The following is a 25,758-nucleotide window of genomic DNA, read 5'->3' on the forward strand; positions in this document are numbered from 1 at the left end:
AAGACTGGTGTGACCAGCACCAAGAACGTAACGAGCGAAGGTGTTGAACTGTATTTGTTACGTAACCACAGTCGTGGCAAAGGTGTAGTTTTTTGAAGCTGGCGGATTTTACCCTGATTTTATTTTGTGGGTGCTTAAAGGCAATAAGCAATACGTAACCTTTATCGAACCGCATGATTTGTTGCATGAGGGGCGAGGTAGCGAAAAAATCATGTTCCGTGGTTTTATGGGCGATTTATCATCATGTCTGCCCGTCTAGACTCTTCGTTCATTATCAGACTTTTGCCGCTGGAACGGTCTTGGAACAGAAAACGCTATATTTGCCGTAAATAGAACTTAGAGCGCTATGTTAATGTAAACCGTATAGATTGCTGTGTAAGCTATTGTTTTATAAGAGACCTATAGAACCGGTCAGCTTTCCGATAGGCGAAAAAAAACCCCTGACTTATCAGAGGTTTTTCTTAAATTTGGCGGAGGAGGTGAGATTCGAACTCACGGATAGTCGCCCATCGACGGTTTTCAAGACCGTTGCCTTCAACCACTCGGCCACTCCTCCCTTTCAACGGCGATCATGATAGCGGAATATTTTTTTCTGTCAAACGATTTTAAGCAAAAGTATCAAAAATATTGTTATGATGGCTCGCTGCATACTTATTCATAGGAGTTTAACGATGCGTGAACAACAAAATTACTCGTTCGAGCAAAGCACCGCAGTACGATCAGAAAGTAACACAGTGCTACGTAACACCTACGGCCTATTGGCGCTGACATTAGCGTTCAGTGGTTTCATTGCCTATTTATCTCAGCAAATGAACATGCCGCACCCAGGCTTTATGCTGACATTGGTAGGCTTCTATGGTTTGTTTTTCCTTACCATGAAACTGCGCAATTCAGGTTGGGGCTTGCTCACGACTTTCGCGCTAACTGGTTTTATGGGCTATACCTTAGGGCCAATCCTAAATATGTATATGGGGCTACCTAATGGTGGCAGCGTTATTAGCTCTGCTTTTGCCATGACAGCATTTGTTTTTACTGGCTTGTCGGCGTTCGTGCTGATTACCCGTAAAGATATGAGCTTTTTAAGTGGCTTTATTACTGTCGGTTTCTTTGTCTTAATCGCAGCAATAATTGCAGGCTTTATTTTTGATATTTCAGGCCTACAGCTGGCCATCAGTGCAGGTTTTGTACTGTTCTCATCGGCAGTGATTCTCTATCAGACTAGCGCAATCATTAATGGTGGTGAGCGTAACTACATCATGGCCACCATTAGCCTGTATGTATCCATTTACAACTTGTTCTTAAGCTTGCTGAATATTTTAGGTGTTGTTAGCAACGACTAATAAATTACTCGCTGAGGCTTGCAAAATAGGCTCTATTTCAACAGTAGGGCCTTTTTATTATTTAGATTATGCGTTCGGCATAAAATCACCACTCTCGACAGCATGTTAAGCATGCACATAAAGTACACAAGGATCTGTCATGATTAAAAAATGCTTATTTCCTGCGGCAGGCTACGGCACCCGTTTTCTACCTGCAACTAAGGCTATGCCTAAAGAAATGCTACCTGTCGTTAATAAGCCATTGATTCAATATGGTGTCGAAGAAGCACTGGAAGCAGGGCTGAAAGAAATCGCGATTGTTACTGGGCGCAATAAACGTGCCATTGAAGACCATTTTGATATCAGCTACGAAATGGAGCAACAAATTCTTGGTACAGATAAAGAAGAGTACCTAAAGGGCGTGAGAAGCTTAATTGATAGCTGCACCTTCTCCTATACCCGCCAAATTCAGATGAAAGGACTCGGGCATGCAATTCTCACGGGCCGCACTCTAATTGGTGATGAGGCCTTTGCAGTGGTGCTTGCTGATGACCTGTGCATTAACCCTGAAGGGGACGGTGTCCTGCAACAAATGATCAAGCTCTACAAGCAGTTTCGCTGCTCAATTGTTGCTATCCAAGAAGTGCCAAAAGAAGACACTGCGAAATACGGTGTGATTGCTGGCGAAATGATCCGTGAAGATATTTATCGTGTGCACTCCATGGTAGAAAAGCCTAAACCAGAAGATGCGCCGTCTAACCTGGCCATTATTGGTCGCTACATTTTAACTCCGGATATTTTTGATTTAATTGCACAAACAGAGCCGGGTAAGGGCGGTGAGATACAAATCACTGACGCCTTGATGAAGCAGGCGCAAGATGGCTGTGTGCTAGCGTATAAGTTTAAAGGGCAGCGCTTTGATTGCGGCAGTGTTGAAGGCTACATTGACGCAACCAACTTCTGTTATGAAAATCTGTATAAAGAAGGTCAATAATTTTTGCCCGACGTGTTAACCACCTGAACTGGAGAGTAGAGTTATGTCCTATGATTTTGATTTGTTTGTCATTGGTGCGGGTTCAGGTGGTGTACGCGCTGCCCGTTTTGCAGCCTCATTTGGCGCAAAAGTTGCTGTGGCTGAAAGCCGCTATTTAGGCGGAACCTGCGTTAACGTTGGCTGTGTGCCAAAAAAACTGATGGTCTATGCCGCTACTTATCAGGACGAGTTTAAACTCAGTCGTAGTTTTGGCTGGGATGTGGACGCCAAAGGTTTTGATTGGAATACCTTAATTAGCAATAAAAACACTGAGATTGCGCGTTTAAATGGTATTTACGAAAAGTTGCTGGTGAACAGTGGCGTCAACCTGCTGAATGGCCATGCCAAGATTATTAATGCGCACACTGTTGCAGTGGAAGGCAAAGAGTACAGCGCAAAGCACATTTTGATTGCTGTAGGGGGCTGGCCACAAGTCCCGGAGATACCAGGTCGAGAGCATGTTACTGATTCCAATCAAGTGTTTTTCTTAAAAGAACAGCCAAAGCGTGTGTTGGTTATTGGTGGCGGTTATATCGCCGTAGAGTTTGCTTCAGTGTTCCAAGGGCTGGGTTCTGAAACACAACTGGCTTATCGTGGTGATTTATTTTTACGTGGCTTTGACCAAGATGTACGTGAGCACTTGCATCAAGAGCTATTAAAAACTGATATGACGTTACGCTTTAATTGTGATGTGCAACGTATTGATAAGCAAGAAGATAACAGCCTGCTGATCACCTTTAAAGATGGACAGACTACAGAGGTCGATTGTATTTTTTACGCTACAGGTCGACGTCCGATGCTGGATAATCTGGGCTTGGAAAACGTCGATGTTAAGCTCGATAAGCATGGCAATATTGCTGTAGATGAGCTGTACCAAACGTCTGAAAGCAGTATTCTAGCTATTGGTGATGTTACTGGCGGTATGCAATTAACCCCAGTGGCTTTAGCTGAAGGAATGGCCGTCGCGCGGCGCTTATTCCGCCCAGAAGAATACAAACCGGTAAATTACGAGTTGATTCCAACCGCGGTTTTCAGTATCCCTAACATTGCGACCGTTGGTGTCAGTGAAGAGCAGGCAAGGGCTGATGGCTTTTCGGTGCAGGTATTTAAAACCAGCTTTAGACCAATGAAGTTAAGCCTGTCTGAGCAGCAAGAACGTATCTTTATGAAGCTGGTGGTTGATAAGAAAACCGATCGCGTTCTCGGCTGCCATATGGTTGGGCCGGATGCAGGGGAATTGATGCAAGGAATTGCTGTGGCTTTAAAAGCCGGGGCCACCAAGCAGGTGTTTGATGAAACTATCGGCATTCACCCAACTGCTGCAGAAGAGTTTGTCACTATGCGCACACCCAGTGCCTAGCTTAGCAGTGAGCTTGAGTTAGAACTAAAACGGCGCATTTTTTGCGCCGTTTTGCTATGCGGTGATAATAAGTATGGCTTCAGTGGTGACTGTGTTCTGCGTGATCCATATGCTGTTGCTCGGCAGAAGTGCCTGCATCGCTGTTTTTGATTTCAACAATTAAATCAAATGTGCCTGCTTGTTCAAACTGCAGGGTTAAGGGCAGCTGTTCGCCAGCCACTAAAGGCTTTTGCAGATCAATCAACATAATGTGATAGCCGCCTGGCTCTAGGGTGAGCTGGCTGTGAGCGGGAATATCAATGGCCTCAACTTTAACCATACGCATCACGTCGCCCTCATGAATATGCGCATGCAGCTCAGTGACCTCAGCAATGCTGCTGTTAGCACTTATGAGGCGGTCGGGCAGCGCGCTATGGTTCTCAATGTGCAAAAAAACCGCACCCACTGGTGCAGTAGGGGGCAGCTCACGGGACCAGGCGTCATTCACAGTAATCGTTTTTTCCTGCTGCTCAGCGCTCTGTGCTGCCGCCTGAGGCGTTTGTTCAGCGTAGACAGGTAAAACTGCAGTAATAGCCAAGGCGAAGATGCTAGCGGCAATAGAGGTAAAGCGCATAACTCAGGATCCTTTCAATAGTATTGATATTTGTCAGTACTAGCTAACTTAGCATGGGTCTATGGGCTGAGCGATGCGGCATTGTGCAGCAGTGATGGCTGGTTTAGGTATTATTCAATATAGTCGATTTAACATAATATTGATTATGGCACTTTTATGGAGTTATTCTGTCAGCCCTAAAAACTGTTCTTTACGTCAATACGCCAATCACAACGATTATTGCCCATGCTTTATTTCTCAATGTCTGGCTGTATATCCGTTTCAGTGCTTGCTGCGCTATCTGCAGGCTCTGCAACCAACGCAGGGTCATTAAAATCAGTGCTCAAGCCTTGCTCCATCCCGTCGAGCTCGGCCAGTAATGAGCTAAAGCTCACTTGTTCACTACTGTGCTCTGGCTGTCCATCGATAGTAGCAACACTGGCTTGTTGCTCTACTGCTTCAACAGGTGCACCCAGCTCATCTGCTGCTGGCTGCAGCTCTTTTAACTCACTGAGGTTTGGTAGCTCATCTAGGCCCTGCAGGTTGAAATAATCTAAAAATGCCTTGGTCGTCGCTAACATGGCTGGCTTACCCGGAACATCCTTATAGCCAACAATGCGTACCCACTCACGCTCCTGCAGTGTTTTGATGATTTGCGAGCTCACTGCCACACCGCGCACATCCTCAATCTCGCCCCGTGTAATGGGTTGGCGATAAGCAATTAAGGCCAAGGTTTCTAGCATCGCCCGTGAGTAACGCTGCGGACGTTCCTCCCACAAACGAGCAACCCAAGGCGCATAATCACTACGCACCTGTAAGCGAAAGCCCGAGGCAACTTCCTGCAGTTGGTAGGATCGTTGACTGATATCGCTGGCTAACAGCGTGAAAGCGGCCTTGATTTGGCCTGTACTAGGCCGTGCAGACTCATCAAAAAGCTCGGCTATACGCTCAATGCTTAAAGGTTTCGCCGCAGCCAAAAGCACGGCCTCCAGCACTTTAGAGAGTTGCTGTGAGTTATCAAAATCAAGCTCACTCATGGGTTCTTACTCGCACATGGATTTCACTAAAAGCTTCATTTTGCACCAGCTCAATCAGTGACTCTTTAACCAGCTCTAAAATGGCCATAAAAGTCACTACTACACCTAAGCGCCCCTCAGTAACGGTAAATAAGCGCACAAAAGGTACAAAACTGCCCTCGCGTAAAGCCTCCAGTATCATACTCATACGCTCACGGGTGGATAAGCTTTCACGGCTGATTTGGTGGCTTTCAAACATATCTGCACGTCGCAACACGGCCGACATGGCTAAAAGTAGATCTTCGAAAGCCACATCAGGTAACAAACGGCGAACTTTTGCTGCAGGCGCTACGGCTTGGGCAGTAAAGATATCTCGCCCCATTCGCGGGATTTCATCAAGATTTTCAGCTGCAGCTTTAAAACGCTCATACTCCTGTAAGCGTCGGATTAACTCAGCGCGCGGATCATCTTCCTCATCGACACTACTGTACTGAGAGCGCGGTAACAGCATGCGCGATTTGATTTCCGCAAGCATCGCCGCCATCACCAAGTACTCAGCGGCCAGCTCTAAGCGCACAGCTTTCATTAGCTCCACATACCCCATATATTGCTGGGTAATTTGCGCCACTTGAATATCAAGAATATCGATATTTTCTTTGCGAATTAAGTACAGCAACAAGTCTAGAGGCCCTTCAAAGGCCTCAAGAATCACCTCGAGCGCATCCGGCGGAATATACAGATCCAACGGCAGATCATTTAGCGCTTCGCCATACACCAATGCCAAAGGCAACTGCTCGGCCTCTGGCTCTGGTACTGTACTCCCCTGCACTTGCTTGCTGGTCTGCGCTGGCGACATCATGCTCAAAACTTAAACTCGAAAAGGATCTGGGTCACCAATGCCTTCGCGGAGAATCTCTGGCTCTTCATCCACAAAACTAACCACTGTCGAGGCTTCAATGCCGCCGTAGCCACCATCAATAATTAAGTCCACTTGGTATTCTAAGAGCTCACGAATCTCATAAGGATCGCTCAATGGCATCTCTGAATCTGGCAAAATTAAGCTGACGCTCATCAGTGGCTCACCAAGCTCAGCAAGCAAGGCGTGGGCAATAGGATGCGCTGGAACGCGTAGACCAATGGTGCGCCGCTTGGGATGCATAAGCATGCGCGGCACTTCTCGAGTTGCGTTGAGGATATAAGTGTAAGGCCCTGGCGTATAAGCTTTTAATAAGCGAAAAGCACTGGAGTTAACCTTGGCGAAAACACCTAAATCAGACAGGTCACGGCACATTAAAGTGAAGTTGTGTTTATCATCCAACTGACGAATACGGCGGATTCGATCCAGTGCGCTTTTGTCGCCTAAGCGGCAGCCTAATGCATAAGAAGAGTCGGTTGGGTAAATAATGACTCCGCCCTTGCGGATCACATCCACCGCTTGCTTAATTAAGCGGTCTTGCGGGTTTTCCGCATGAATCTGGAAAAATTTCATCGCCATATCCTCATGGTTAAGTAGTTGCTTGTGCACCTAAGGGTGACTCAAATAAAGGGGTTAAATCATCCGGCACAGCCCGGTAGCGGCCTAATTCAGACCATTGTTGCGGCAGATGGAAGTCACTGCCTGCAGTCACTTTCAAATTAAACTCACGGGCTAAAATTGACAATGTACCCACCTGCTCTGCTGGTTGCACGCCATTCACCACTTCAAGCGCATGTCCACCGGCATTAACAAAGTCTTGCACCAGACGTCGTCTTTTGCTCCGAGTAAATTTGTAATGATACAAATGCGCAAGACTAATCAGAGCGTTAGCTTTGTTTAAAGTGTGCATGGTTTCTTCTAAGGTTGGCCAATGCTGTTTTACATCACCGATTTTCCCTGCCCCCAGCCATTTACGAAATGCTTCTGCATGGTCGCGCACATGGCCTTGTTGAACTAAAAACTGAGCAAAGTGCGGGCGTGCTGGTGCATTTGAGCTATCACCTCCCAGTGCTTTCTGTGCCGCTAAAGCCCCTTCCAGCGCACCTGTCATGCCTTTTGTGGCTAAGCGCTGGGCAATTTCTTCGGCACGCAGCCAGCGACCTTTATGTAATGCGTTAGTCGCCTCAATAATATGCGGGTCATCTAAAGCAAAGTTATAACCGAGGATATGGATGGTCGCACCGCCCCATAAACACGACAATTCAATCCCTGTTATCAGTTGTATGCCCACCTCGCCTGCTGCTTGTTGTGCCTCAGGCAAACCTTCGATGGTGTCATGATCGGTGAGCGCAAGAACCTTGACGCCCTGCTCATGGGCACGAAAGACTACTTCGCGGGGAGGTAAAGCGCCATCTGAGGCTGTACTGTGACAATGTAGATCTATATCCATTTTCAATGCTTACGCTTGCTGCTGTCTTTGCTATTATGCCGTTTCCTTTCTGTTATGGCGCGTACTGTGAAACAATTCATCGATTTTATCCCTCTTATCTTGTTCTTTATTGTCTTTAAGCTCGAACCTCGCGATGTTGAGCTGGCCGGACAGGTCTTTTCCGTGGGCGGTATTTTTAGTGCTACTGCGGTGTTAATTATTAGCTCAGTGTTGGTTTACGGCTCTTTATTTGTGGCTCACCGCCGCTTAGAGAAAAGCCAATGGATTACTCTACTGGGCTGTTTGTTCTTTGGTGGTTTGACGTTAGCCTTTCACAGCGAAACCTTTCTGAAGTGGAAAGCGCCGGTGGTGAACTGGCTATTCGCTCTAGGCTTTGCTGGCAGTCACTTTATTGGCAAGCAACCATTGATTAAACGGGTGATGGGCCATGCTGTCAGCCTGCCTGAGCCTATTTGGGTCAAGCTCAATATCGCTTGGATTGTGTTTTTTATTGTCTTGGGCGCAGCCAACTTATTTGTTGCCTTTACCTTCCATACGATCTGGGTGGATTTCAAAGTGTTTGGCAGCCTAGGTTTAACGCTATTGTTTTTAATTGGCCAAGGGGTGTTTTTATCCCGCCATATGCAAGACATGCCTACCCCCTCTAATAAGGAATAAAAATGCTATATGCCATTATTGCTACGGATGTAGACGATAGTTTAGAAAACCGCCTAGCTGCGCGCCCGGCGCATTTAGCTCGTTTAGCAGCCTTGCAAGAAGCCGGGCGTCTAGTGCTTGCTGGGCCACACCCAGCTGTCGATAGCAGTGACCCAGGCAGCGCTGGTTTTAGTGGTAGCCTAGTAGTTGCTGAGTTTGCTTCGTTACAGGCTGCACAAGACTGGGCCAAGGCTGACCCCTATTGTGCTGCTGGCGTTTATGCTGCGGTGCAGGTTAAGCCCTTTAAACAAGTGTTTCCAAAATAAAGCATGCGAGTTGGCTGGAGCCGTTAAATTGCCATGAGCAATATTTTATTAGTCGATGATGATCAAGAGCTGTGTGAGCTATTGGCGCACTGGCTCAGTCAAGAAGGTTTTGTGGTGCAAACCTGCTTTGATACGCAAAGCGCGCGTGATTATTTGGACAGTAACCCAGAGCCTGAAGCCGTCATTCTTGATGTGATGCTTCCCGATGGTAACGGCTTACAATTACTGCGTAAGATTCGTGCAGAACATCCGAAACTGCCAGTATTGATGCTCTCAGCCCGCGGCGAACCCACAGACCGGATCATAGGTTTAGAATTGGGCGCAGATGATTATTTGGCTAAGCCTTGTGACCCCCGTGAACTGACAGCGCGGTTGCGCGCGGTGTTGCGCCGCAGTATCAGCATGCCGTTGGCAGCACCAAGCACCATTGCTGTCGGTGATTTGCAGTACAGCCCAGCGCGCGGGGTGGCCAATATAGGTAAACAGGATGATATCGTTCTCACCGTATCCGAAGGGCGTATTTTAGAGGCTTTACTGGCTGCTCCAGGAGAACCCATTGATAAACAGCAATTGGCTCAGTTAGCCTTGGATCGAAAGCTCACTTTGTATGACCGCAGCTTGGATATGCATGTCAGTAATTTACGCCGTAAGCTTGGCCCACATACGGATACACGACCACGAATTGTGGCGCTGCGCGGCCGTGGTTATTTTTATAGCCTGTAAAATCTATAGTTTACCTTGCCTTTACATCTGCTTGACTGCAGTTGACACTGTCTAGGGCATACTAGAGTCATGCCGCAGTGAGCGGGTAAATCAATTAGGAGATCTATCATGCGAATTAAATTAACTGCACTGGTCCTCAGCGCCATGTTGCCATTAAGCGTGTGGGCAATGCCTGGTGAAGGTCAACAGGGTCAAAATAAAGGCCAGCAAAGCATGCAAAAAAAGCAGGCTGGTCAAGCTCAAAACACATCCAAAGGCTACAGCGAAAAGATGCAACAGCGTCAAGCTGCATGGTTTGATCGCTTAGAGCTAACCCCAGAACAGCGCAAAGCTTTCCAAGCGGAAATGCAAGAGCACCGTCAACAGCAACAAAAGTCGCGCATGGCCCATCATGATAAATTGCGTGCTTTGCTGAATGACAAGCAGCGTGCAACCTTTGATGCCGAAACAGAGAAAATGCAGCACAGAATGCATAAGCATATGCAAAAATCAGGTAAAAACTCTGCTATGGGTGAAGGTAAGCGCACTCAGCGCAATAGCGCTCAGTAATACCGCTGTCTTTAATCAACGGTTCAAACTCAGTTTGAGCCGTTTTTTTGTTCGAGGAATACAGTTATGCGCTCATTGTTTTGGCGGATACTTGGCGCATTCTGGCTCGCTTTAGTGGTTATGGGTGCCCTAACCTATTTACTCGTACGCATGTTTAATCAAGATGCGTGGATTTTAAACCATCATCCAGGTTTGAAAAACTTCGCGACCACTTGGCTCAGTTTATATGAGTCAGGGGCGACTGAGCCGGCCCTCTTCTACTTACAGCAGCAAAAACGCCGTTACCGCATTGAAACGCAAATCCTTGATGACAATGGCGTGTCTTTAGGTCGCGAATTATCTTCACGCTCATTAGCTTGGGAAGCCAAGCGTGGCATGCAGCATTTACCGTGGCGGCGCATCACTCAAGAAATTACCGACAGTAACGGCAAAAGTTATTTGTTTGTGTATCGCATCGCACACAGTGAGCTTGGTGCTTGGCAGCGCAACAATGGTTTGCGGCCACTCAGTGCATTAGTGCTGGCTTTGGTCGTATTAACTGTGATGAGTTTGCTGCTGACGTTATCCATTACTCGACCGCTGAGTCGCTTACGTGATGCGGTACATGATCTAGGGCAAACCACCTATCAGAAAGAGCATTTGAGCCAGCTAGCGACCAGACGAGACGAGCTTGGCGTACTCGCAGCTGACTTCAATCATATGGGCCAGCGCCTACAAGGGCTCATTAAAAGTCAACGACAGCTGTTGCGGGATGTATCCCATGAGCTGCGTTCGCCTTTAGCTCGGCTGCAGGTGGCATTAGCCCTGGCTGAGCGCGGCGATGCCAATGAACGAGCTACTTTATGGCCACGATTGCACCTTGAGTGCGAGCGCCTTGATGCTTTGATCAATGAAATTCTTACCCTAGCCCGTCTTGATCAGGTGCAGGAAAACAAACAAGTGATAGCCATTGATCAGCTGCTGTATAAGCTGCGCGATGATGCTGCATTATTAGAGCCAGAGCAAAGCATAGAGATCAGTTGTGCGGCCAACTGCACGTATTTAGGTTGGCCTGAAATCTTGCAGCGCGCACTGGATAACTTACTGCGCAATGCCCTACGTTTTAATCCCGAGTCAATGCCAATTCACATTGAAGTGAGCCAGCAAGCCACAGGATTAACCATTCGTATACGTGACCACGGACCGGGCGTTGCGGAAAACTGGCTCAGCCAACTCGGTGATAATTTCTTTCGCGTCCCTGGGCAAACGCAGCAAGGCTATGGTCTGGGGCTGACCATAGCTAAGCGAGCAATAGAGCAACATGGTGGGCAATTGCTATTTAGAAATCATCCAGACGGCGGTTTTGTTGCAACGGTGCAACTGCCGCTGACACGTTAGCGAATTGGCCAAGTAGAGAGAAAGTCTGTTGGATCAACCTCTGGAGCTTTGCGCAAACTATTGATTGGCGTACCTAAGTACATATAAGCAATCAGTTGCTCATTATCCTCTAAGCCCAAGCCTGCTTTAATAACTGGGCATTCAGCCACGGCGCCGGTACGCCACACAGCCCCTACTCCCTGCGCATGTGCTGCATAAAGAATAGCATGTGCTGCACAACCTGCGGCTAGCAACTGTTCGTGGGCCGGCACTGTGGGGTGCTCGCAAATAGATGCTACCACCACTAAGAGCATCGGAGCGCGCAGCGGGCAATTGCGGATTTTCTCAATTTTTTCTGCGCTAGCCTCGGACTCAGCAGCTAACAGGCCTTGCACAAATAGCTCACCTAATAGGTAGCGGTCGTCACCACTAATGGTGATAAAACGCCAAGGCTTAATCTGTCCATGGTCAGGTGCTCGCATCGCTGCTCGCAGCATGACCTCCAACTGCTCTGCAGTTGGTGCAGGTTCTTGTAAGCGCGGCACGGAGACTCGTTTTAATAAAAGTTCTAGAGCATCCATTATTAATCTCCTCAGCCATTTAGATGCAAATGGCTCTGTAATGATTCGTAGTTATGGGGTGTATATTAAAACAATCACGGATAATAACCAACTGTTTTAGTCGGGTATTGCGCTTTAAGCGGATATTAACTGCAAATGTTTGACAGAATGTGCTGCGGATCAAAGGTTATGCCTGAGTATTTTAGCGTCACTGCTTAAAACAGGGTATTATCCTTCGAGCATTTTAGCGTTGTTTATAAGGTCAATGGCTGACGTTATCGCTGTGACGGATACTGCAAGCAAGGAGTGATTTGCCCCAATCTTTTAGCGTGCTGTAGATGGGCATATCGCTGTGTAATAAAATAAATACCAAGGTAACTGCAAGTCAATGAAGGCAAACACGTCCAATACGCCTCTTACCATTACACCGAGCGCACCTTTTCGTGAGCTTTATTCGCGTGTTTTAGCTTATATGTTTATTGCAGTAGTTATTGCTGCGGGCACTGCTGTCGGTTTTTTTTCTTATAATCTTTTATGGCTAGTGCCATATGCACTGCTGTACCCGCACTTTTCTTATTTTATCGCGACAAAATTTAGACAGCGCTACCCTCTTGCAGTACAACGCAGCCTGTTTTCTCTTGATGCTTTGCATACCGGCGCAGTGATTGCTCTAATTGGTTTTGCCATTATTCCTACGCTTATGGGCTTATTGATCGCCCTGTTCAGTGCCTTAATTATTGGTGGCATAGGTTTAATGCTGCCGATGCTTATTGCCATTTTAATTTTTGCTGCAGGTGCTGGGGTTCTATTACAAACGCCACTTACTCTTGAAGTGCCTTTATTGGTCTCTGTAGTTAGTGTTGTATTTGGGGCAGTTTATATCTGTGTGACCGCCTATTTTGTACATTTCCAGGGGGTCTACTTAGCTAAAGCACAGCTTGATATTAAGCGTGAACAAGAAAAAGCAGCCCGCTTAGCGCAGAACTTAGCCAAGTATTTATCGCCACAGGTTTGGCAAACCATTTTTAGCGGTAAACGCACCGTTAGTCTGGGGACGCAGCGTAAGAAGCTGACAGTATTTTTTTCAGACATTAAAGGTTTTACTGAACTCTCAGAAGAGCTTGAAGCCGAAGCGCTCACCGACGTGCTCAATACTTATCTGAATGAAATGTCAAAAATTGTTTTAAAGTACGGCGGCACTATTGATAAGTTTATTGGTGACAGCGTTATGGTGTTTTTTGGTGACCCTACGACACAAGGCTCCAAAAAAGATGCCATTGCTGCCGTTTCTATGGCTATTGCCATGCGCAAACATATGAAAGTGCTACGCCAACAATGGCGTGCACAAGGCATTGATAAGCCGCTCGAGATTCGTATGGGGATTAATACCGGTTATTGCACCGTCGGTAACTTTGGGGCTGATACCCGTATGGACTATACGATTATTGGCCGTGAAGTGAACCTCGCTAGCCGCTTGGAAAGTGCTGCTGAGGCCGGTGAAATCTTAATGTCGAACGAGACCTACTCACTGACTAAAGATGTAGTAATGGCCCGGGATAAGGGGCAAATCAATGTAAAAGGCTTCTCACGGCCGATTCAGATTTTCCAAGTGGTGGATTTTCGCCGCGATCTGGGCGCCACTAGCAGCTATGTTGAGCACGAGTTGCCGGGCTTTTCTATGTATTTGGACACCAATAATATTCAGAACTACGATAAAGAACGGGTTATAGGAGCCCTTAAAGAAGCGGCTGAGCGTTTGCGCGACAAAATTATTATGTAAAGAGTTGCAACACATCTTGCTCATCAAATGGCCAGTTTAACTCTTGGCCATTATCCACCCTGCGCAGCACTGGAATTGTTAAAGCATAACGTTCGAGCCAGTCTGCTGAATCAATAATATCCAGTAACTCGACAATTAAACCCTGCGCAACAAAGGGCTGTAAAACCTGCTCAGCCTCATCGCAGAGGTGACAGCCTAAAGTACCGAATAACTGGCAATGTGCTTGCATTGTGGCTCTGCTTCTAAAGTTAATTAAGCTGCGATTATAATTAAACAGGCGTTTAAAATCAGCTAAAACTCATAAAAGTCGACAAATCCACAAAATGCAAGGATTTTAGGAAGGATTTTCAGGTTTGTGCGATACTGTCTCAATCTAAGTATTTGAGGCCTTTTTATATGATTTATTCATGAACGCGCAAAATTATTATACAAAAATACAAAATATTGAGATTGAAGGCGTAGATGATCTTATTGTTCGCTCGCTACTTGATCGTCAGCAATACTATGACCCCGAAGGTGCAGCCTTGCGTTTGGGTATTTGCTCAACATCTTGGTCGCTGTTTGGCATGCTCTGGCCATCCAGTATTCGACTGGCAAGCGCCTTAGCTTTACGGCCCGTGAACCCAGAAGAAAAGATTTTAGAAATTGGCTGTGGCCTGGCTTTAGCCAGTTTAGTGGCGCACCGTCGCGGCGCTAATATTACTGCGTCCGATCGCCACCCTAAAGCCAAATTATTCTTGCAGGAAAACTTGTTATTAAATAACCTGCCGAAGTTACCTTTCCGCCATGGTCAGTGGGGAGAGCACCCGACGCCATCGATTGCCGACACCGGTGCTGCGCTCCTGGAGAAAAAATACGACTTAATTGTTGGCAGTGATTTGCTCTACGAACCAGATATGCCGAACGAGCTGGCACGCTTTGTTAACCTGCACGCCAGTGAAAAATCTGAAGTCTGGATTGTCGACCCTAATCGCGGTTATCGCACGGCGTTTAATCGAAAGATGGATAAGCTTGGATTTGGCTTGAGTTCCGATGAAGTCATCATCGAAAATGATCCAGAGCATGGAGCCTACCGTGGGCGCTTACTGATTTATAATCGCTGCTAGCCTGCCCTGCTTGTGCTAAATAGAAGCTCGAGCAGGCTTACTTTGATTTAATCCATGAATAAAAAAAGGGTGACCGAAGTCACCCTTTTTTGTGAACGCTAAGAACTGTATTAGTTCTTGCCTTCTTGAGCTTGACGGATCAAATCACCTAAGGTGGTTGGACCAGCAGCTTCTACTTCCTGCTTACGCATTTCTTTCATTGCATCTTTTTCTTCTTCAACGTCTTTAGACTTGATAGACAAGTTAATAACGCGAGATTTGCGGTCGATGTTGATGATTTTCGCTTCAACCTCGTCGCCTTCTTTCAGAACGTTACGCGCGTCTTCAACACGGTCACGGCTGATTTCAGATGCTTTCAGAACTGCTTCGATGTCGTCAGCCAAAAGGATAACTGCACCTTTAGCGTCAACTTCTTTAACAGTACCGGTAACGATAGTGCCTTTCTCGTGCTCTGAAGCATAGCTGGAGAATGGATCGTCTTCTAACTGCTTAAGACCAAGGGAGATACGCTCACGCTCTGGGTCAACAGATAGAATAACAGTCTCTAGCTCATCGCCTTTCTTGTAGCGACGAACAGCTTCTTCGCCTGCTTCATGCCAGCTGATGTCAGACAAGTGCACTAAACCATCGATGCCGCCATCTAGACCGATAAAGATACCAAAGTCAGTGATCGACTTAATAGTACCGGAGACTTTATCGTTCTTATTGAACTGGCTGGAGAAATCTTCCCATGGGTTAGATTTGCACTGCTTGATACCCAGAGAAATACGACGGCGCTCTTCATCGATGTCCAGAACCTGAACTTCAACTTCGTCACCAACCTGTACGACTTTGGATGGGTGAATATTCTTGTTAGTCCAGTCCATTTCTGAAACGTGAACCAACCCTTCAACACCTTCTTCCAGCTCAGCAAAGCAACCGTAGTCCGTCAGGTTGGTTACACGTGCATTAACACGCGTACCTTCTGGGTAACGGGCTTTGATTGCTACCCATGGATCTTCGCCCAACTGCTTCAGGCCTAAAGAAACACGGTTACGCTCGCGGTCGAATTTCAATACTTTAACGTCGATCTCGTCGCCAACGTTAACGATTTCGCTTGGGTGCTTAATGCGCTTCCAAGCCATATCAGTAATGTGCAACAGACCATCAACACCACCCAGATCAACGAATGCACCGTAATCTGTAAGGTTCTTAACGATACCTTTAACTTGCTGACCTTCTTGCAGGTTCTCAAGTAGTGCTTCGCGCTCAGCGCTGTTTTCTGCTTCAAGAACGCTACGACGTGAAACAACAACGTTGTTACGTTTTTGATCAAGCTTGATTACTTTGAACTCAAGCTCTTTACCTTCTAGATGCGTAGTGTCGCGAACAGGGCGAACGTCTACCAAAGAACCTGGTAAGAACGCGCGAATACCGTTCACATCAACTGTAAAGCCACCTTTAACCTTACCGTTGATAACACCGATGACCACTTCTTCAGCGTTAAATGACGCTTCAAGAACCAGCCAAGACTCAGCACGCTTAGCTTTTTCACGGGATAGTTTGGTTTCACCAAAACCATCTTCTACCGCGTCAAGCGCAACGTGGACTTCATCACCCACTTTAATCGTCAGTTCGCCTTGCTCATTGTAGAACTGCTCAACGGGGATAACACCTTCTGATTTTAAACCAGCGTGTACTGTTACCCAATCACCGTCGATATCAACAATAATGCCGCTGATGATTGCACCGGGCTGCATGTCTAAAGTTTTTAGGCTTTCTTCAAAAAGGTCTGCAAAGCTTTCGCTCATGTTTAATCCTGCTGATCGAGGGCAAAAATCTGCCCAAATCCACATTCCAGATATAATGTGGTCTTATTTATAAGTTGAAAGCATGGCAGCTATTATCTGGGAGCTGCACATGATCCAATTTTGAGCTAAACACACTCTTGTGTGGCTGCTCGTTATCCAGCAAGGCTGCGTACTGCAACTTCACTGAGAATTCTTTCTAATACCTGTTCGATGGTCATTGTGGTTGAGTCTAAGATGATTGCATCATCTGCAGGCTTCAACGGTGCAATAGCACGACTGGTATCGCGCTCATCGCGCGCACGAATCTCTTCGAGAAGACTCGTTAGGGTAACAGCTTCGCCTTTATCCTTCAACTGTAAATAACGGCGGCGCGCACGTTCCTCTGCACTTGCGGTTAAAAAAACCTTTAGCGGTGCGTCGGCAAAAACCACTGTGCCCATATCACGGCCATCGGCAATTAAGCCTGGGGCTTCACGAAAATCCTGTTGGCGGCGCAGTAAACCAGAGCGTACCGCAGGTAAAGCGGCTATTTGTGAGGCACAAGCACCAACGGTTTCATTGCGAATGGCATCTGTGACATCAACGTTTTCTAAAATAATGCGCTGATTGCCCTCTTCATCGAGGATAAACTGCACATCCAGCCCAACTGCTAAAACCTCCAGCGCTGCTTCGTTATCGAGCGGCACCTTGTGTTTATCTGCAGCCAGCGCTAAGACTCGATAGAGCGCACCGGAATCCAATAAGAGCCATTGCAAGCGCATGGCTAGCAAACCAGCCACTGTCCCTTTGCCGGAACCGCTAGGTCCGTCAATGGTGATTACCACTGGGCTATTCATGAGTGCACCTCGGGTTCCACATGCATACCGACCTGTTTGCACAGAGCCAAGAAATTAGGAAAGGAAGTAGCCACATGAACACTGTCGTGAATACGAATAGCTGCGTTAGCGCGCAATGCTGCAACACTAAATGACATGGCGATACGGTGGTCGCCGTGCGCCCAAATCTCACCGCCACCCATTGGCCCACCTTCAATAATGATGCCGTCAGGGGTGCCTTGGGCACTGACACCTAAGGTGGTTAAGCCATCAACCATTACTTGAATACGGTCTGACTCTTTCACCCGCAATTCTTCAGCACCGCGTAAAATAGTACGGCCTTCAGCGCAGGCGGCAGCAATAAACAACACGGGGAACTCATCGATGGCCAGTGGAACCAGCTCTAAGGGGATCTCAATCCCTTTTAGGCGTGAACTGCGCACACGAATATCTGCCACTAACTCACCGCCCACTTCATGAATGCGCTCAAGGCTTAGGTCTGCGCCCATCAGCTTCAAAATATCGATGATCCCTGTGCGCGTTGGATTGATCCCTATGTGCTCTAACAGCAACTCAGAGTCTGGAGCAATACAGGCAGCAACCATAAAGAAAGCTGCAGAGGAAATATCTGCCGGCACTTCAATGTGGGTCGCAGTTAAGGCGTGGTTGCTTTCAATTTTAGCGGTTGGCCCATTGACTTCCACTGGGTAACCAAAGCCCCGCAGCATCCGCTCGGTATGATCGCGGGTCGGTGCGGGTTCGGTGACTGAAGTTTCTCCGCTGGCGTACATTCCGGCGAGTAACAAGCATGATTTAACCTGAGCACTGGCCATTGGCATGGCATAGTGCATACCAGTTAAGCGCTGCCCGCCGCGCAAGGTCAAAGGTGGGCGCCCTTCTGCAGCAGTTTCAATTACTGCACCCATTTCACGTAAAGGTTTGGCAATACGGTTCATCGGGCGCTTAGAAAGAGAGGCGTCACCAGTAAGGGTCGTATCAAAGTTTTGCGCTGCCAAAATACCGGATAACAAGCGCATAGTGGTGCCGGAGTTGCCTACATAAATAGGGCCGGGAGGCGCTTGTAAACCATGTAAGCCAACGCCATGCACCACTACACGGCCTTTTTCGGGGCCTTCAATGACAACCCCCATATCACGAAACGCTTGGATGGTTGCTAAAGCATCTTCGCCTTCTAGAAAACCATCAATTTCGGTAACGCCTTCGGCTAAAGAGCCCAGCATAATTGCGCGGTGTGAGATGGATTTATCACCAGGCACACGAATACTGCCATTGACCTGCCCACCGGGGCTGGCTAAAAAAATCAGATTATTATCAAGCATGGTTTCCACATAGGCCCTTTGGGCTAAAATAGTACTGAAATGTTCGCGGGCTACACGTGCGCGGGTAAACACACCAAGCAAGTGACGCCCATCTTCTTCGGCAATTGCGTTGCGTAATACATCAAGGTCGCCACGAAACTGGTCCAGCTGTTGTAAGACTGCTTCACGGTTGGCAAGAAAAATATCGTGCCACATAACGGGATCACTGCCAGCTATGCGGGTAAAGTCGCGAAAGCCACCAGCGGCATAGCGAAATATCTCTAAGTTTTCACTTCTTTTCGCCAGCGAGTCGACTAAACCAAAGGCAAGGAGATGCGGCAAATGGCTGGTTGCTGCTAAAACGCGATCATGTTGATCCACGCTCATGCTTTCAACATCAGCGCCTAGACCTTGCCACAGTTGCTCGACGCAAGCTAAAGCCGCGGGATCGGTATGTGCGTGGGGCGTGAGAATGACCTTATGATGCTTAAACAAGCCTGGGTTAGCGGCCTCAACGCCACTGCGCTCGGAGCCAGCAATTGGGTGACCAAGCACCAATAAAGGCGGGAGTTTACCAAATGCTGCTTGGGCAGCCGCGAGCAAATGCCCTTTCACGCTACCAGCATCGGTAATAATAGTATTTTTTAAATTTAACGCCGCAAGTTTGCTCAGCAATGTTTGTAAAGCCAGTACCGGCACGGCCAGCATAATAACATCGGCATCTTTACAGGCGGCAGCCAGATCTGTACTGCAACTGTCTACCACCCCAAGCTCTACCGCGCGTTGACACGCCTGAAGGTTTAGGTCGACGCCGATGACCTCTTCGGCCAGACCTAAATCGCGAATACCTTTAGCAAAGGAGGCGCCGATCAAGCCTAAACCAATGACTACTAAACGCTTAACGAGCGGCGTTGCTGGGGGTGTTTTTTGCATATTAAGCCTGCTTTAAAACAGAGGTTAATACATCTAAGAACCTTTGGTTCTCGTTACTGGTGCCAATAGAAACCCGCAAAAAAGTAGGCATAGCGTAGCCAGCAACCGGACGAACAATGACCCCTTGCTCAAGTAACGCTTGGTTAATTGGTGCCGCATCCCGCTTAAAATCAACAGCAATAAAATTACCGCGCGAAGGCAGCCACGACAGTCCCAGCTGCTTAAAGCCCGCTTCTAATTGCTGCATACCTTGGCTGTTTAGCAGACGGCTGCGCTCTAGGTAATCGTTGTCTTCTAAGGCGGCACAAGCGGCAACTAAGGCTAAGCTGTTGACATTAAAAGGCTGGCGAACACGGTTGAGTATGTCGGCAACTTCTAGGGAGGAAACAGCGTAACCAACCCGCAATGCAGCTAAACCGTAAGCTTTAGAAAAGGTGCGGGAGACTAACAAGTTTGGGTAGCGGCTTAAGTAGGCCATACCATCGGGCAAGTCACTATCAGCTGCGTACTCGATATAGGCTTCATCCAGTACCACTAAAACGTCGCTGGGCACTTTAGCAAGGAAGGCATTTAACGCCGCTTGATCAAACCAAGTCCCTGTTGGGTTGTTTGGATTGGCAATAAATATCACCCGTGTATTGCTATCAATTGCGGCAGCCATAGCGTCCAAGTCATGACCATAGTCTTTGGCTGGCACTTCACGGCACTGCGCCCCGGAGGCCAAGGTGGCTATGGGGTATACAGCAAAGGCATGGGCGCTGAAAATAGCATTGCGTCCAGGCGCTAACCAAGCTCTAGCAATCAACTCTAAAATGTCATTGGAACCATTGCCTAGGGTGATTTGGTTAGGATCCACAGCATAATGCGCAGCCAGCTTGTCCTTTAGAATAAAGCCACTACCATCGGGGTAACGGGTCAGTTCCGGTAGCGCTTGAGAGATTGCTGCAGTCACTTTTGGACTGGGGCCAAGTGGGTTTTCATTACTGGCCAGTTTAACAATAGCCTCAGGCTGAAGCCCCAGTTCACGAGCCAGCTCCTCAACGGGTTTGCCTGGTACATAGGGCGACAGCTCTTGGACACTAGGTAATGCCAAGGCAAGAAGATCACGACTCATTTACTTTCCTCGAATACTTCACTGCCGCAATCAAGCGGCAGTTACAACACGACTAGAGAACAGCGTTGGGATAGGAACCCAAGACTTTCAAGCCAACGCTTTCCTGAGCAACTTTCTCAAGAGCATCGCGCACCAGTGGATCATCTTTATGGCCATAAAAGTCAATAAAGAAAACGTAAGACCATTTACCACTGCGTGACGGGCGGGTTTCGATGCGGGTCAAGTCAATGCCGCTGGCGTGAAAAGGAATCAATAATTCGTGCAGAGCACCAGGCTTGTTGCTCATGGAAATAATAACTGAGGTTTTATCATCGCCGGTGGCTGGCACAGTTTGATTGCCAATAATTAAAAAACGCGTGGAGTTATCCGGGCGGTCTTCAATTTTATCGGCAAGAATGCTTAGGCCATACAACTGCGCGGCCATATCACCGGCAATTGCCGCGCTATTCCATTCGCTTTTGACTCGTTTCGCCGCTTCTGCATTGCTCGAAACAGCAACCCGCTCCACATTGGGATAATGAGCGTCAAGCCACTTACGGCATTGCGCCAATGACTGTGCATGCGAATAGATACGGGAGATTTTCTCGGTTTTAGTGTTTTCCGCCACCAGCAAGTGGTGGTGAATCCGCAGCTCAACCTCACCGCAGATCACCAGATCATGCTCAAGAAAGCTGTCTAAGGTGTGATTAATCGCCCCTTCAGTCGAGTTCTCTACAGGAACCACACCAAAGCTGACTGCACCAGCAGCCACTTCACGGAAAATCTCATCAATGGCAGCCATAGGCTTGCTCACCACTGCCTGACCAAAGTGCTTTAGTGCAGCAGCCTGTGAAAAAGTGCCTTCTGGGCCTAAATAAGCAACTTTTAACGGTTGTTCTAAGGCTAAGCAAGTGGACATGATTTCACGGAATAAACGCGCCATTTCCTCATTGTCGAGTGGGCCTTTATTCAGTTCCATAATGCGTTTTAGCACTTGTGCTTCACGTTCAGGCCGATAGAAAATTGCTTCTTCACCCTCTTTCAAAGTGGCCATTTTGATGCGACCAACCTCTTGCGCGCAGCGGGCGCGCTGACTGATCAGCTCCAGGATCTTTTCATCTAAAGAGTCAATGCGTACGCGTAAAGCTTGCAGCTCATGATCACTCATTTATGCACGCTCCTTCTCGAACTCTTGCATATAGGCTACAAGCGCCTCTACTGCTTCTAACGATACGGCGTTATAAATTGAGGCGCGCATACCGCCAACCGAGCGATGGCCTTTAAGGTTTAACAAGCCACGCTCATCGGCGCCGGCTAAGAAAGCCTTGTCGAGCTTGGCGTCAGCCAAACGAAATGGCACGTTCATCCACGAGCGCGCATTGCTCGCCACTGGGTTGCTGTAGAAATCGCTGGCATCAATGGTTTGGTAGAGCAGTGCTTGTTTGGCGTGGTTAATCTTCGCCATGGCTTCTAAGCCGCCCTGCTCCTTCAGCCACTTAAAGACCAAACCAGATAAATACCATGAGAAAGTCGGTGGTGTGTTGTACATGGAGCCGTTATCAGCAGCCACCTTGTAGTTAAGCATGGTTGGGCAACTGGCACGTGCGCGCCCCAGCAAGTCTTCACGGACAATGGCAACCACTAAGCCGCTTGGGCCAATATTTTTCTGTGCACCAGCATAGATCATGCCGTAACGGCAGACTTGCAAAGGCTTAGAGAGAATGTCGGACGACATGTCGACCACCAGTGGGGTGTCGCCGGTTTGTGGTGTCCAATCAAATTGCAGTCCGCCAATGGTTTCATTGCTGGCGTAATGCACATAGGCAGCATCTTTGCTCAACTGCCATTCATTCTGACCAGGAATGGCAAAGTAGTCGTACTCTTTGGCACTGGCGGCTACATTGATATTGCCAAAACGGCTGGCTTCTTCAATGCTTTTACGTGACCAAATCCCTGTGTCGATATAGTCTGCCGTAGCACCTTCAGCTAAAAAATTGAGAGGGATCTGGGCAAATTGCTGACTGGCCCCGCCTTGCATAAACAACACTTTATAGTTGTCTGGTACCCCTAAAAGATCGCGCAAGTCTTGCTCGGCGGTGGCGGCAATGGAGGTGAACTCATCACCGCGGTGACTCATTTCCATCACTGACAGGCCTTTGCCGTGCCAATCCAGTAGCTCACTTTGTGCCTGTTTTAATACTGCTTCTGGCAGCGCAGCAGGTCCTGCGCAAAAATTATAAACTCTACTCACTGCTCTCTCACTCCTGCGGATTGCTTGGCTCGTCAGTAAGCGTCTCCGGCCCACTGCTTACGTCTTCATGATCAGCGTCTGCTGCAGCATTAACCGGCTCAGTTGCGCCCAATTCAGACTCAGCTAACTCTTCATCTTCGTCACTGTCGGCTGGGTCTTGCACCCGCTCCAAGCCCACTAAAGATTCATCTTTAGCTAAACGAATCAACATCACCCCTTGGGTGTTGCGCGACAGCGAAGAGACTTCGTCAACACGGGTACGCACTAAAGTACCTTGGTCGGAAATCAACATGATTTCTTCACCGTCAAGCACTTGAATAGCACCAACCAGCTTACCGTTGCGCTCATTGGAAACCATGGCAATGACCCCCTGACCACCGCGACGGTAATTAGGGAACTCAGTGATGGCGGTGCGCTTACCGTAACCACGCTCAGAAGCGGTGAGGATTTCACTGTCTTCTTCAGGAATGATCATGGAAATCAATTTCTGCTCTTCTGGCAGACGCATCCCTCTAACACCGCGAGCGGTACGGCCCATGGCGCGTACATCGGTTTCCGCAAAGCGTGTTACTTTACCGCCATCAGAGAACAGCATGACATCGTGCGTACCATCAGTAATGGCAGCAGAAATCAGGGTGTCATCTTCATCCAAAGCCAAAGCAATTAAGCCAGAGGTTCTGGGGCGGCTAAATTGTTCCAGTGGAGTTTTCTTCACGGTGCCGTTGGCAGTTGCCATAAAGATAAAGTAACCCTCGGTGTACTCATTGACCGGCAGCATTGCAGTGATCTTTTCACCGTCATCCAGTGGCAATAAGTTGACAATGGGGCGACCGCGGGACGTGCGGGAAGCTTCTGGGATTTCAAAAGTACGCTTCCAGTACACCTTGCCTTTGCTGGAGAATAGCAGCAGCGTGGTGTGGCTGTTAGCGACCAATAAGTGCTCAACATGGTCTTCATCTTTGACGCCAGTCGCCGCTTTCCCGCGGCCACCGCGGCGCTGGGCATTATAGGCATCCAGCGGTTGGCTTTTAGCGTAGCCAGAGTGCGAAATTGTTACTACGCGCTCTTCTTCAGTGATTAAGTCAGCAATGGTTAAATCAACATGGGAGGCGGTAATTTCCGTGCGGCGATCATCACCAAAGTCGGCTTTAACTTTTTCAAGCTCTTCACGGATCACTTCAAGTAAACGCTCAGCACTGCCCAAAATATGTAACAGCTCGCTAATTTGCTCAAGAATATCTTGGTATTCAGCTAAGAGTTTTTCATGCTCGAGACCGGTTAAGCGATGCAGGCGTAGATCCAAAATAGCTTGTGCTTGCTCAGGCGACAAATGGTAGAAACCATCATGCATGCCGTATTGCTCATCCAAGTCTTCTGGGCGACTGGATTCAGCGCCGGAGCGCTCAACCATCGCGGAAACTGCGCTGGACTCCCATGCCGTAGCAATTAAACGCTCTTTGGCTTCTGCTGGCGTAGGAGAGTCTTTAATCATGGCAATGACTGGGTCAATGTTGGACAAGGCCACAGCCTGCCCTTCAAGAATATGGCCACGTTCACGGGCTTTGCGTAGTTCATAGACGGTGCGGCGCGTCACTACTTCACGGCGGTGACGGACAAAAACTTCCAGCATGTCTTTGAGGTTAAGCAAGCGTGGCTGACCATCGACGAGGGCAACGACGTTAATGCCGAACACACTTTGCATTTGAGTTTGCGCATAGAGGTTGTTGAGAACCACTTCTGGCACTTCACCACGGCGCAGTTCAATCACCACGCGCATACCGTCTTTATCAGACTCGTCGCGCAACTCACTGATGCCTTCGAGCTTTTTCTCTTTAACCAGCTCCGCGATTTTTTCAATCAAACGGGCTTTGTTCAGCTGATATGGCAACTCACTGATAACGATTTGCTGACGACCACCAACTTTATCAATGTCTTCAATAAAGGTGCGTGCGCGCATGTAAATACGTCCGCGACCGGTGCGGTACGCCTCAACAATGCCTGCGCGGCCGTTAATAATTCCCGCAGTGGGGAAATCAGGGCCTGGAATAAACTGCATCAGCTCATCAATGCAGATATCAGGGTTGTCAATCAGGGCTAAGCAGCCATCAATCACTTCACGCAAGTTGTGCGGAGGAATGTTGGTAGCCATACCTACGGCAATTCCGGAGGAGCCATTGACCAGCAAATTGGGGACCTTGGTCGGCAAAACAGCTGGAATCATTTCCGTGCCGTCGTAGTTCGCTACCCAGTCCACCGTTTCCTTGTCTAAGTCAGCCAGCAGCTCATGGGCTAACTTGGTCATGCGTACTTCGGTATACCGCATTGCAGCTGCGTTATCACCGTCTACGGAACCGAAGTTACCTTGGCCATCGGCCAGCAAGTAACGCAAAGAGAACGGCTGCGCCATACGGACAATGGTGTCGTACACAGCAATATCACCATGTGGGTGATATTTACCGATAACGTCACCGACGACCCGCGCCGATTTCTTATAGGGTTTGTTCCAGTCATTACCCAGTTCACGCATCGCGAACAACACACGCCGGTGTACGGGTTTTAATCCGTCTCGTGCATCTGGCAACGCGCGCCCAACAATTACACTCATCGCATAATCGAGGTACGACTGTCGCATTTCATCTTCGATACTGATCGGAAGGATTTCTTTGGCCAATTCACCCATGGAAGCTCGGTTCCTTATTAATTCATCATGCCCATTACAAGCGGCTTATAGTAACACATGCCGTGCTAACGCGCTCAATCTAGACAATGGCTTTTTCTTAGTTTCGCTCTTGAGTGCAATTTTAACCCCACTCTCGAGCATTTCCAGATAAATAA

The 25,758-nt window shown here is 48.1% G+C and carries 24 protein-coding genes and 1 tRNA gene; 10 read left to right on the forward strand and 15 right to left on the reverse strand.

The window, feature by feature from the left end; genetic code table 11:
• Positions 1–468: 468 nt before the first annotated feature.
• Positions 469–556: transfer RNA gene (locus O6P33_RS08555), tRNA-Ser, on the reverse strand.
• Between the two features lie 115 nt (positions 557–671).
• On the opposite strand from O6P33_RS08555, the gene O6P33_RS08560 reads away from it, so the two are divergent.
• The 3 genes from O6P33_RS08560 (at position 672) to gorA (ending at position 3,712) form a co-directional block, all read left to right on the forward strand.
• Positions 672–1,340 (forward strand): Bax inhibitor-1/YccA family protein, encoded by a 669-nt coding sequence (locus O6P33_RS08560; RefSeq protein WP_269817370.1) that lies wholly within the window; start codon positions 672–674, stop codon positions 1,338–1,340.
• A 139-nt stretch (positions 1,341–1,479) separates the two neighbouring features.
• The gene (gene galU / locus O6P33_RS08565; protein WP_269817371.1) at positions 1,480–2,313 is read left to right on the forward strand and encodes a UTP--glucose-1-phosphate uridylyltransferase GalU; all 834 of its coding nucleotides are present in this window, start codon (positions 1,480–1,482) and stop codon (positions 2,311–2,313) included.
• Positions 2,314–2,356: 43 nt separating this feature from the next.
• Positions 2,357–3,712 (forward strand): glutathione-disulfide reductase, encoded by a 1,356-nt coding sequence (gene gorA, locus O6P33_RS08570; RefSeq protein WP_269817372.1) that lies wholly within the window; start codon positions 2,357–2,359, stop codon positions 3,710–3,712.
• Between the two features lie 79 nt (positions 3,713–3,791).
• On the opposite strand, the gene O6P33_RS08575 is transcribed toward gorA, so the two are convergent.
• The 5 genes from O6P33_RS08575 to O6P33_RS08595 all read right to left on the reverse strand — a co-directional run bounded on the left by O6P33_RS08575 (position 3,792) and on the right by O6P33_RS08595 (position 7,686).
• Positions 3,792–4,325, reverse strand: a complete 534-nt coding sequence (locus tag O6P33_RS08575) for a copper chaperone PCu(A)C (protein ID WP_269817373.1) — start codon at positions 4,323–4,325, stop codon at positions 3,792–3,794.
• Positions 4,326–4,555: 230 nt separating this feature from the next.
• On the reverse strand, positions 4,556–5,341 hold the full coding sequence (gene scpB / locus O6P33_RS08580; RefSeq protein WP_269817374.1) for an SMC-Scp complex subunit ScpB: 786 nt from the start codon (positions 5,339–5,341) through the stop codon (positions 4,556–4,558).
• The gene (locus O6P33_RS08585) at positions 5,334–6,176 is read right to left on the reverse strand and encodes a segregation and condensation protein A (RefSeq protein WP_269819497.1); all 843 of its coding nucleotides are present in this window, start codon (positions 6,174–6,176) and stop codon (positions 5,334–5,336) included. The genes scpB and O6P33_RS08585 overlap by 8 nt, the downstream gene beginning before the upstream one ends.
• 12 nt (positions 6,177–6,188) lie before the next feature.
• Positions 6,189–6,809, reverse strand: a complete 621-nt coding sequence (locus O6P33_RS08590) for an L-threonylcarbamoyladenylate synthase (protein WP_269817375.1) — start codon at positions 6,807–6,809, stop codon at positions 6,189–6,191.
• A gap of 16 nt (positions 6,810–6,825) precedes the next feature.
• A complete protein-coding gene (locus O6P33_RS08595; RefSeq protein WP_269817376.1) occupies positions 6,826–7,686 on the reverse strand; it encodes a PHP domain-containing protein in 861 nt (286 codons plus the stop codon).
• Between the two features lie 66 nt (positions 7,687–7,752).
• Here O6P33_RS08595 and O6P33_RS08600 point away from each other — a divergent pair, with 66 nt between their 5' ends.
• The 5 genes from O6P33_RS08600 to O6P33_RS08620 all read left to right on the forward strand — a co-directional run bounded on the left by O6P33_RS08600 (position 7,753) and on the right by O6P33_RS08620 (position 11,297).
• A complete protein-coding gene (locus O6P33_RS08600; RefSeq protein WP_269817377.1) occupies positions 7,753–8,343 on the forward strand; it encodes a septation protein A in 591 nt (196 codons plus the stop codon).
• Positions 8,344–8,345: 2 nt separating this feature from the next.
• Positions 8,346–8,648 carry a YciI family protein gene (locus O6P33_RS08605; protein WP_269817378.1) on the forward strand — a complete coding sequence of 101 codons (303 nt, stop codon included), beginning with the start codon at positions 8,346–8,348 and terminating at the stop codon, positions 8,646–8,648.
• A 33-nt stretch (positions 8,649–8,681) separates the two neighbouring features.
• Positions 8,682–9,371 (forward strand): response regulator transcription factor, encoded by a 690-nt coding sequence (locus tag O6P33_RS08610; RefSeq protein WP_269817379.1) that lies wholly within the window; start codon positions 8,682–8,684, stop codon positions 9,369–9,371.
• 108 nt (positions 9,372–9,479) lie between these two features.
• Positions 9,480–9,920, forward strand: a complete 441-nt coding sequence (locus O6P33_RS08615) for a hypothetical protein (protein ID WP_269817380.1) — start codon at positions 9,480–9,482, stop codon at positions 9,918–9,920.
• Between the two features lie 66 nt (positions 9,921–9,986).
• Positions 9,987–11,297, forward strand: a complete 1,311-nt coding sequence (locus tag O6P33_RS08620; RefSeq protein ID WP_269817381.1) for a HAMP domain-containing sensor histidine kinase — start codon at positions 9,987–9,989, stop codon at positions 11,295–11,297.
• Here the strand turns inward: O6P33_RS08620 and O6P33_RS08625 are convergent.
• On the reverse strand, positions 11,294–11,857 hold the full coding sequence (locus O6P33_RS08625; protein ID WP_269817382.1) for a nitroreductase family protein: 564 nt from the start codon (positions 11,855–11,857) through the stop codon (positions 11,294–11,296). The genes O6P33_RS08620 and O6P33_RS08625 overlap by 4 nt on opposite strands.
• Before the next feature lie 367 nt (positions 11,858–12,224).
• Between O6P33_RS08625 and O6P33_RS08630 the strand changes: the two genes are divergently transcribed.
• A complete protein-coding gene (locus O6P33_RS08630; protein ID WP_269817383.1) occupies positions 12,225–13,616 on the forward strand; it encodes an adenylate/guanylate cyclase domain-containing protein in 1,392 nt (463 codons plus the stop codon).
• On the opposite strand, the gene O6P33_RS08635 is transcribed toward O6P33_RS08630, so the two are convergent.
• Positions 13,609–13,845 (reverse strand): glutaredoxin family protein, encoded by a 237-nt coding sequence (locus O6P33_RS08635; protein WP_269817384.1) that lies wholly within the window; start codon positions 13,843–13,845, stop codon positions 13,609–13,611. The genes O6P33_RS08630 and O6P33_RS08635 overlap by 8 nt on opposite strands.
• Positions 13,846–14,023: 178 nt before the next feature.
• Between O6P33_RS08635 and O6P33_RS08640 the strand changes: the two genes are divergently transcribed.
• On the forward strand, positions 14,024–14,722 hold the full coding sequence (locus tag O6P33_RS08640; protein ID WP_269817385.1) for a class I SAM-dependent methyltransferase: 699 nt from the start codon (positions 14,024–14,026) through the stop codon (positions 14,720–14,722).
• A 110-nt stretch (positions 14,723–14,832) separates the two neighbouring features.
• Here the strand turns inward: O6P33_RS08640 and rpsA are convergent, their stop codons facing one another.
• The 7 genes from rpsA to gyrA form a co-directional block, all read right to left on the reverse strand.
• The gene (gene rpsA, locus O6P33_RS08645; RefSeq protein ID WP_269817386.1) at positions 14,833–16,512 is read right to left on the reverse strand and encodes a 30S ribosomal protein S1; all 1,680 of its coding nucleotides are present in this window, start codon (positions 16,510–16,512) and stop codon (positions 14,833–14,835) included.
• Positions 16,513–16,664: 152 nt separating this feature from the next.
• Entirely contained in the window at positions 16,665–17,348 is a 684-nt protein-coding gene (cmk, locus tag O6P33_RS08650) for a (d)CMP kinase (RefSeq protein ID WP_269817387.1), read from the reverse strand.
• A complete protein-coding gene (locus O6P33_RS08655) occupies positions 17,345–19,579 on the reverse strand; it encodes a bifunctional prephenate dehydrogenase/3-phosphoshikimate 1-carboxyvinyltransferase (protein ID WP_269817388.1) in 2,235 nt (744 codons plus the stop codon). Before O6P33_RS08655 ends, cmk begins: the two co-directional genes overlap by 4 nt.
• 1 nt (position 19,580) lies before the next feature.
• Positions 19,581–20,693 (reverse strand): histidinol-phosphate transaminase, encoded by a 1,113-nt coding sequence (hisC, locus tag O6P33_RS08660; RefSeq protein ID WP_269817389.1) that lies wholly within the window; start codon positions 20,691–20,693, stop codon positions 19,581–19,583.
• 52 nt (positions 20,694–20,745) lie between these two features.
• On the reverse strand, positions 20,746–21,840 hold the full coding sequence (pheA, locus tag O6P33_RS08665) for a prephenate dehydratase (protein ID WP_269817390.1): 1,095 nt from the start codon (positions 21,838–21,840) through the stop codon (positions 20,746–20,748).
• On the reverse strand, positions 21,841–22,923 hold the full coding sequence (gene serC, locus O6P33_RS08670) for a 3-phosphoserine/phosphohydroxythreonine transaminase (RefSeq protein ID WP_269817391.1): 1,083 nt from the start codon (positions 22,921–22,923) through the stop codon (positions 21,841–21,843).
• A 7-nt stretch (positions 22,924–22,930) separates the two neighbouring features.
• Complete coding sequence (gyrA, locus tag O6P33_RS08675; protein WP_269817392.1) at positions 22,931–25,603, reverse strand: DNA gyrase subunit A; 2,673 nt, start codon at positions 25,601–25,603, stop codon at positions 22,931–22,933.
• Positions 25,604–25,758 lie beyond the last annotated feature (155 nt).

The sequence above is a fragment of the Denitrificimonas caeni genome (genome assembly GCF_027498055.1).
Lineage (GTDB): Bacteria > Pseudomonadota > Gammaproteobacteria > Pseudomonadales > Pseudomonadaceae > Denitrificimonas.

Coding starts and splice junctions, on each gene's coding strand:
- O6P33_RS08560 (WP_269817370.1), top strand. CDS start 672: ATGCGTGAACAACAAAATTACTCGTTCGAGCAAAGCACCGCAGTACGA.
- galU (WP_269817371.1), top strand. CDS start 1,480: ATGATTAAAAAATGCTTATTTCCTGCGGCAGGCTACGGCACCCGTTTT.
- gorA (WP_269817372.1), top strand. CDS start 2,357: ATGTCCTATGATTTTGATTTGTTTGTCATTGGTGCGGGTTCAGGTGGT.
- O6P33_RS08575 (WP_269817373.1), bottom strand. CDS start 4,325: ATGCGCTTTACCTCTATTGCCGCTAGCATCTTCGCCTTGGCTATTACT.
- scpB (WP_269817374.1), bottom strand. CDS start 5,341: ATGAGTGAGCTTGATTTTGATAACTCACAGCAACTCTCTAAAGTGCTG.
- O6P33_RS08585 (WP_269819497.1), bottom strand. CDS start 6,176: ATGTCGCCAGCGCAGACCAGCAAGCAAGTGCAGGGGAGTACAGTACCA.
- O6P33_RS08590 (WP_269817375.1), bottom strand. CDS start 6,809: ATGAAATTTTTCCAGATTCATGCGGAAAACCCGCAAGACCGCTTAATT.
- O6P33_RS08595 (WP_269817376.1), bottom strand. CDS start 7,686: ATGGATATAGATCTACATTGTCACAGTACAGCCTCAGATGGCGCTTTA.
- O6P33_RS08605 (WP_269817378.1), top strand. CDS start 8,346: ATGCTATATGCCATTATTGCTACGGATGTAGACGATAGTTTAGAAAAC.
- O6P33_RS08610 (WP_269817379.1), top strand. CDS start 8,682: ATGAGCAATATTTTATTAGTCGATGATGATCAAGAGCTGTGTGAGCTA.
- O6P33_RS08615 (WP_269817380.1), top strand. CDS start 9,480: ATGCGAATTAAATTAACTGCACTGGTCCTCAGCGCCATGTTGCCATTA.
- O6P33_RS08620 (WP_269817381.1), top strand. CDS start 9,987: ATGCGCTCATTGTTTTGGCGGATACTTGGCGCATTCTGGCTCGCTTTA.
- O6P33_RS08625 (WP_269817382.1), bottom strand. CDS start 11,857: ATGGATGCTCTAGAACTTTTATTAAAACGAGTCTCCGTGCCGCGCTTA.
- O6P33_RS08630 (WP_269817383.1), top strand. CDS start 12,225: ATGAAGGCAAACACGTCCAATACGCCTCTTACCATTACACCGAGCGCA.
- O6P33_RS08635 (WP_269817384.1), bottom strand. CDS start 13,845: ATGCAAGCACATTGCCAGTTATTCGGTACTTTAGGCTGTCACCTCTGC.
- O6P33_RS08640 (WP_269817385.1), top strand. CDS start 14,024: ATGAACGCGCAAAATTATTATACAAAAATACAAAATATTGAGATTGAA.
- rpsA (WP_269817386.1), bottom strand. CDS start 16,512: ATGAGCGAAAGCTTTGCAGACCTTTTTGAAGAAAGCCTAAAAACTTTA.
- cmk (WP_269817387.1), bottom strand. CDS start 17,348: ATGAATAGCCCAGTGGTAATCACCATTGACGGACCTAGCGGTTCCGGC.
- O6P33_RS08655 (WP_269817388.1), bottom strand. CDS start 19,579: ATGCAAAAAACACCCCCAGCAACGCCGCTCGTTAAGCGTTTAGTAGTC.
- hisC (WP_269817389.1), bottom strand. CDS start 20,693: ATGAGTCGTGATCTTCTTGCCTTGGCATTACCTAGTGTCCAAGAGCTG.
- pheA (WP_269817390.1), bottom strand. CDS start 21,840: ATGAGTGATCATGAGCTGCAAGCTTTACGCGTACGCATTGACTCTTTA.
- gyrA (WP_269817392.1), bottom strand. CDS start 25,603: ATGGGTGAATTGGCCAAAGAAATCCTTCCGATCAGTATCGAAGATGAA.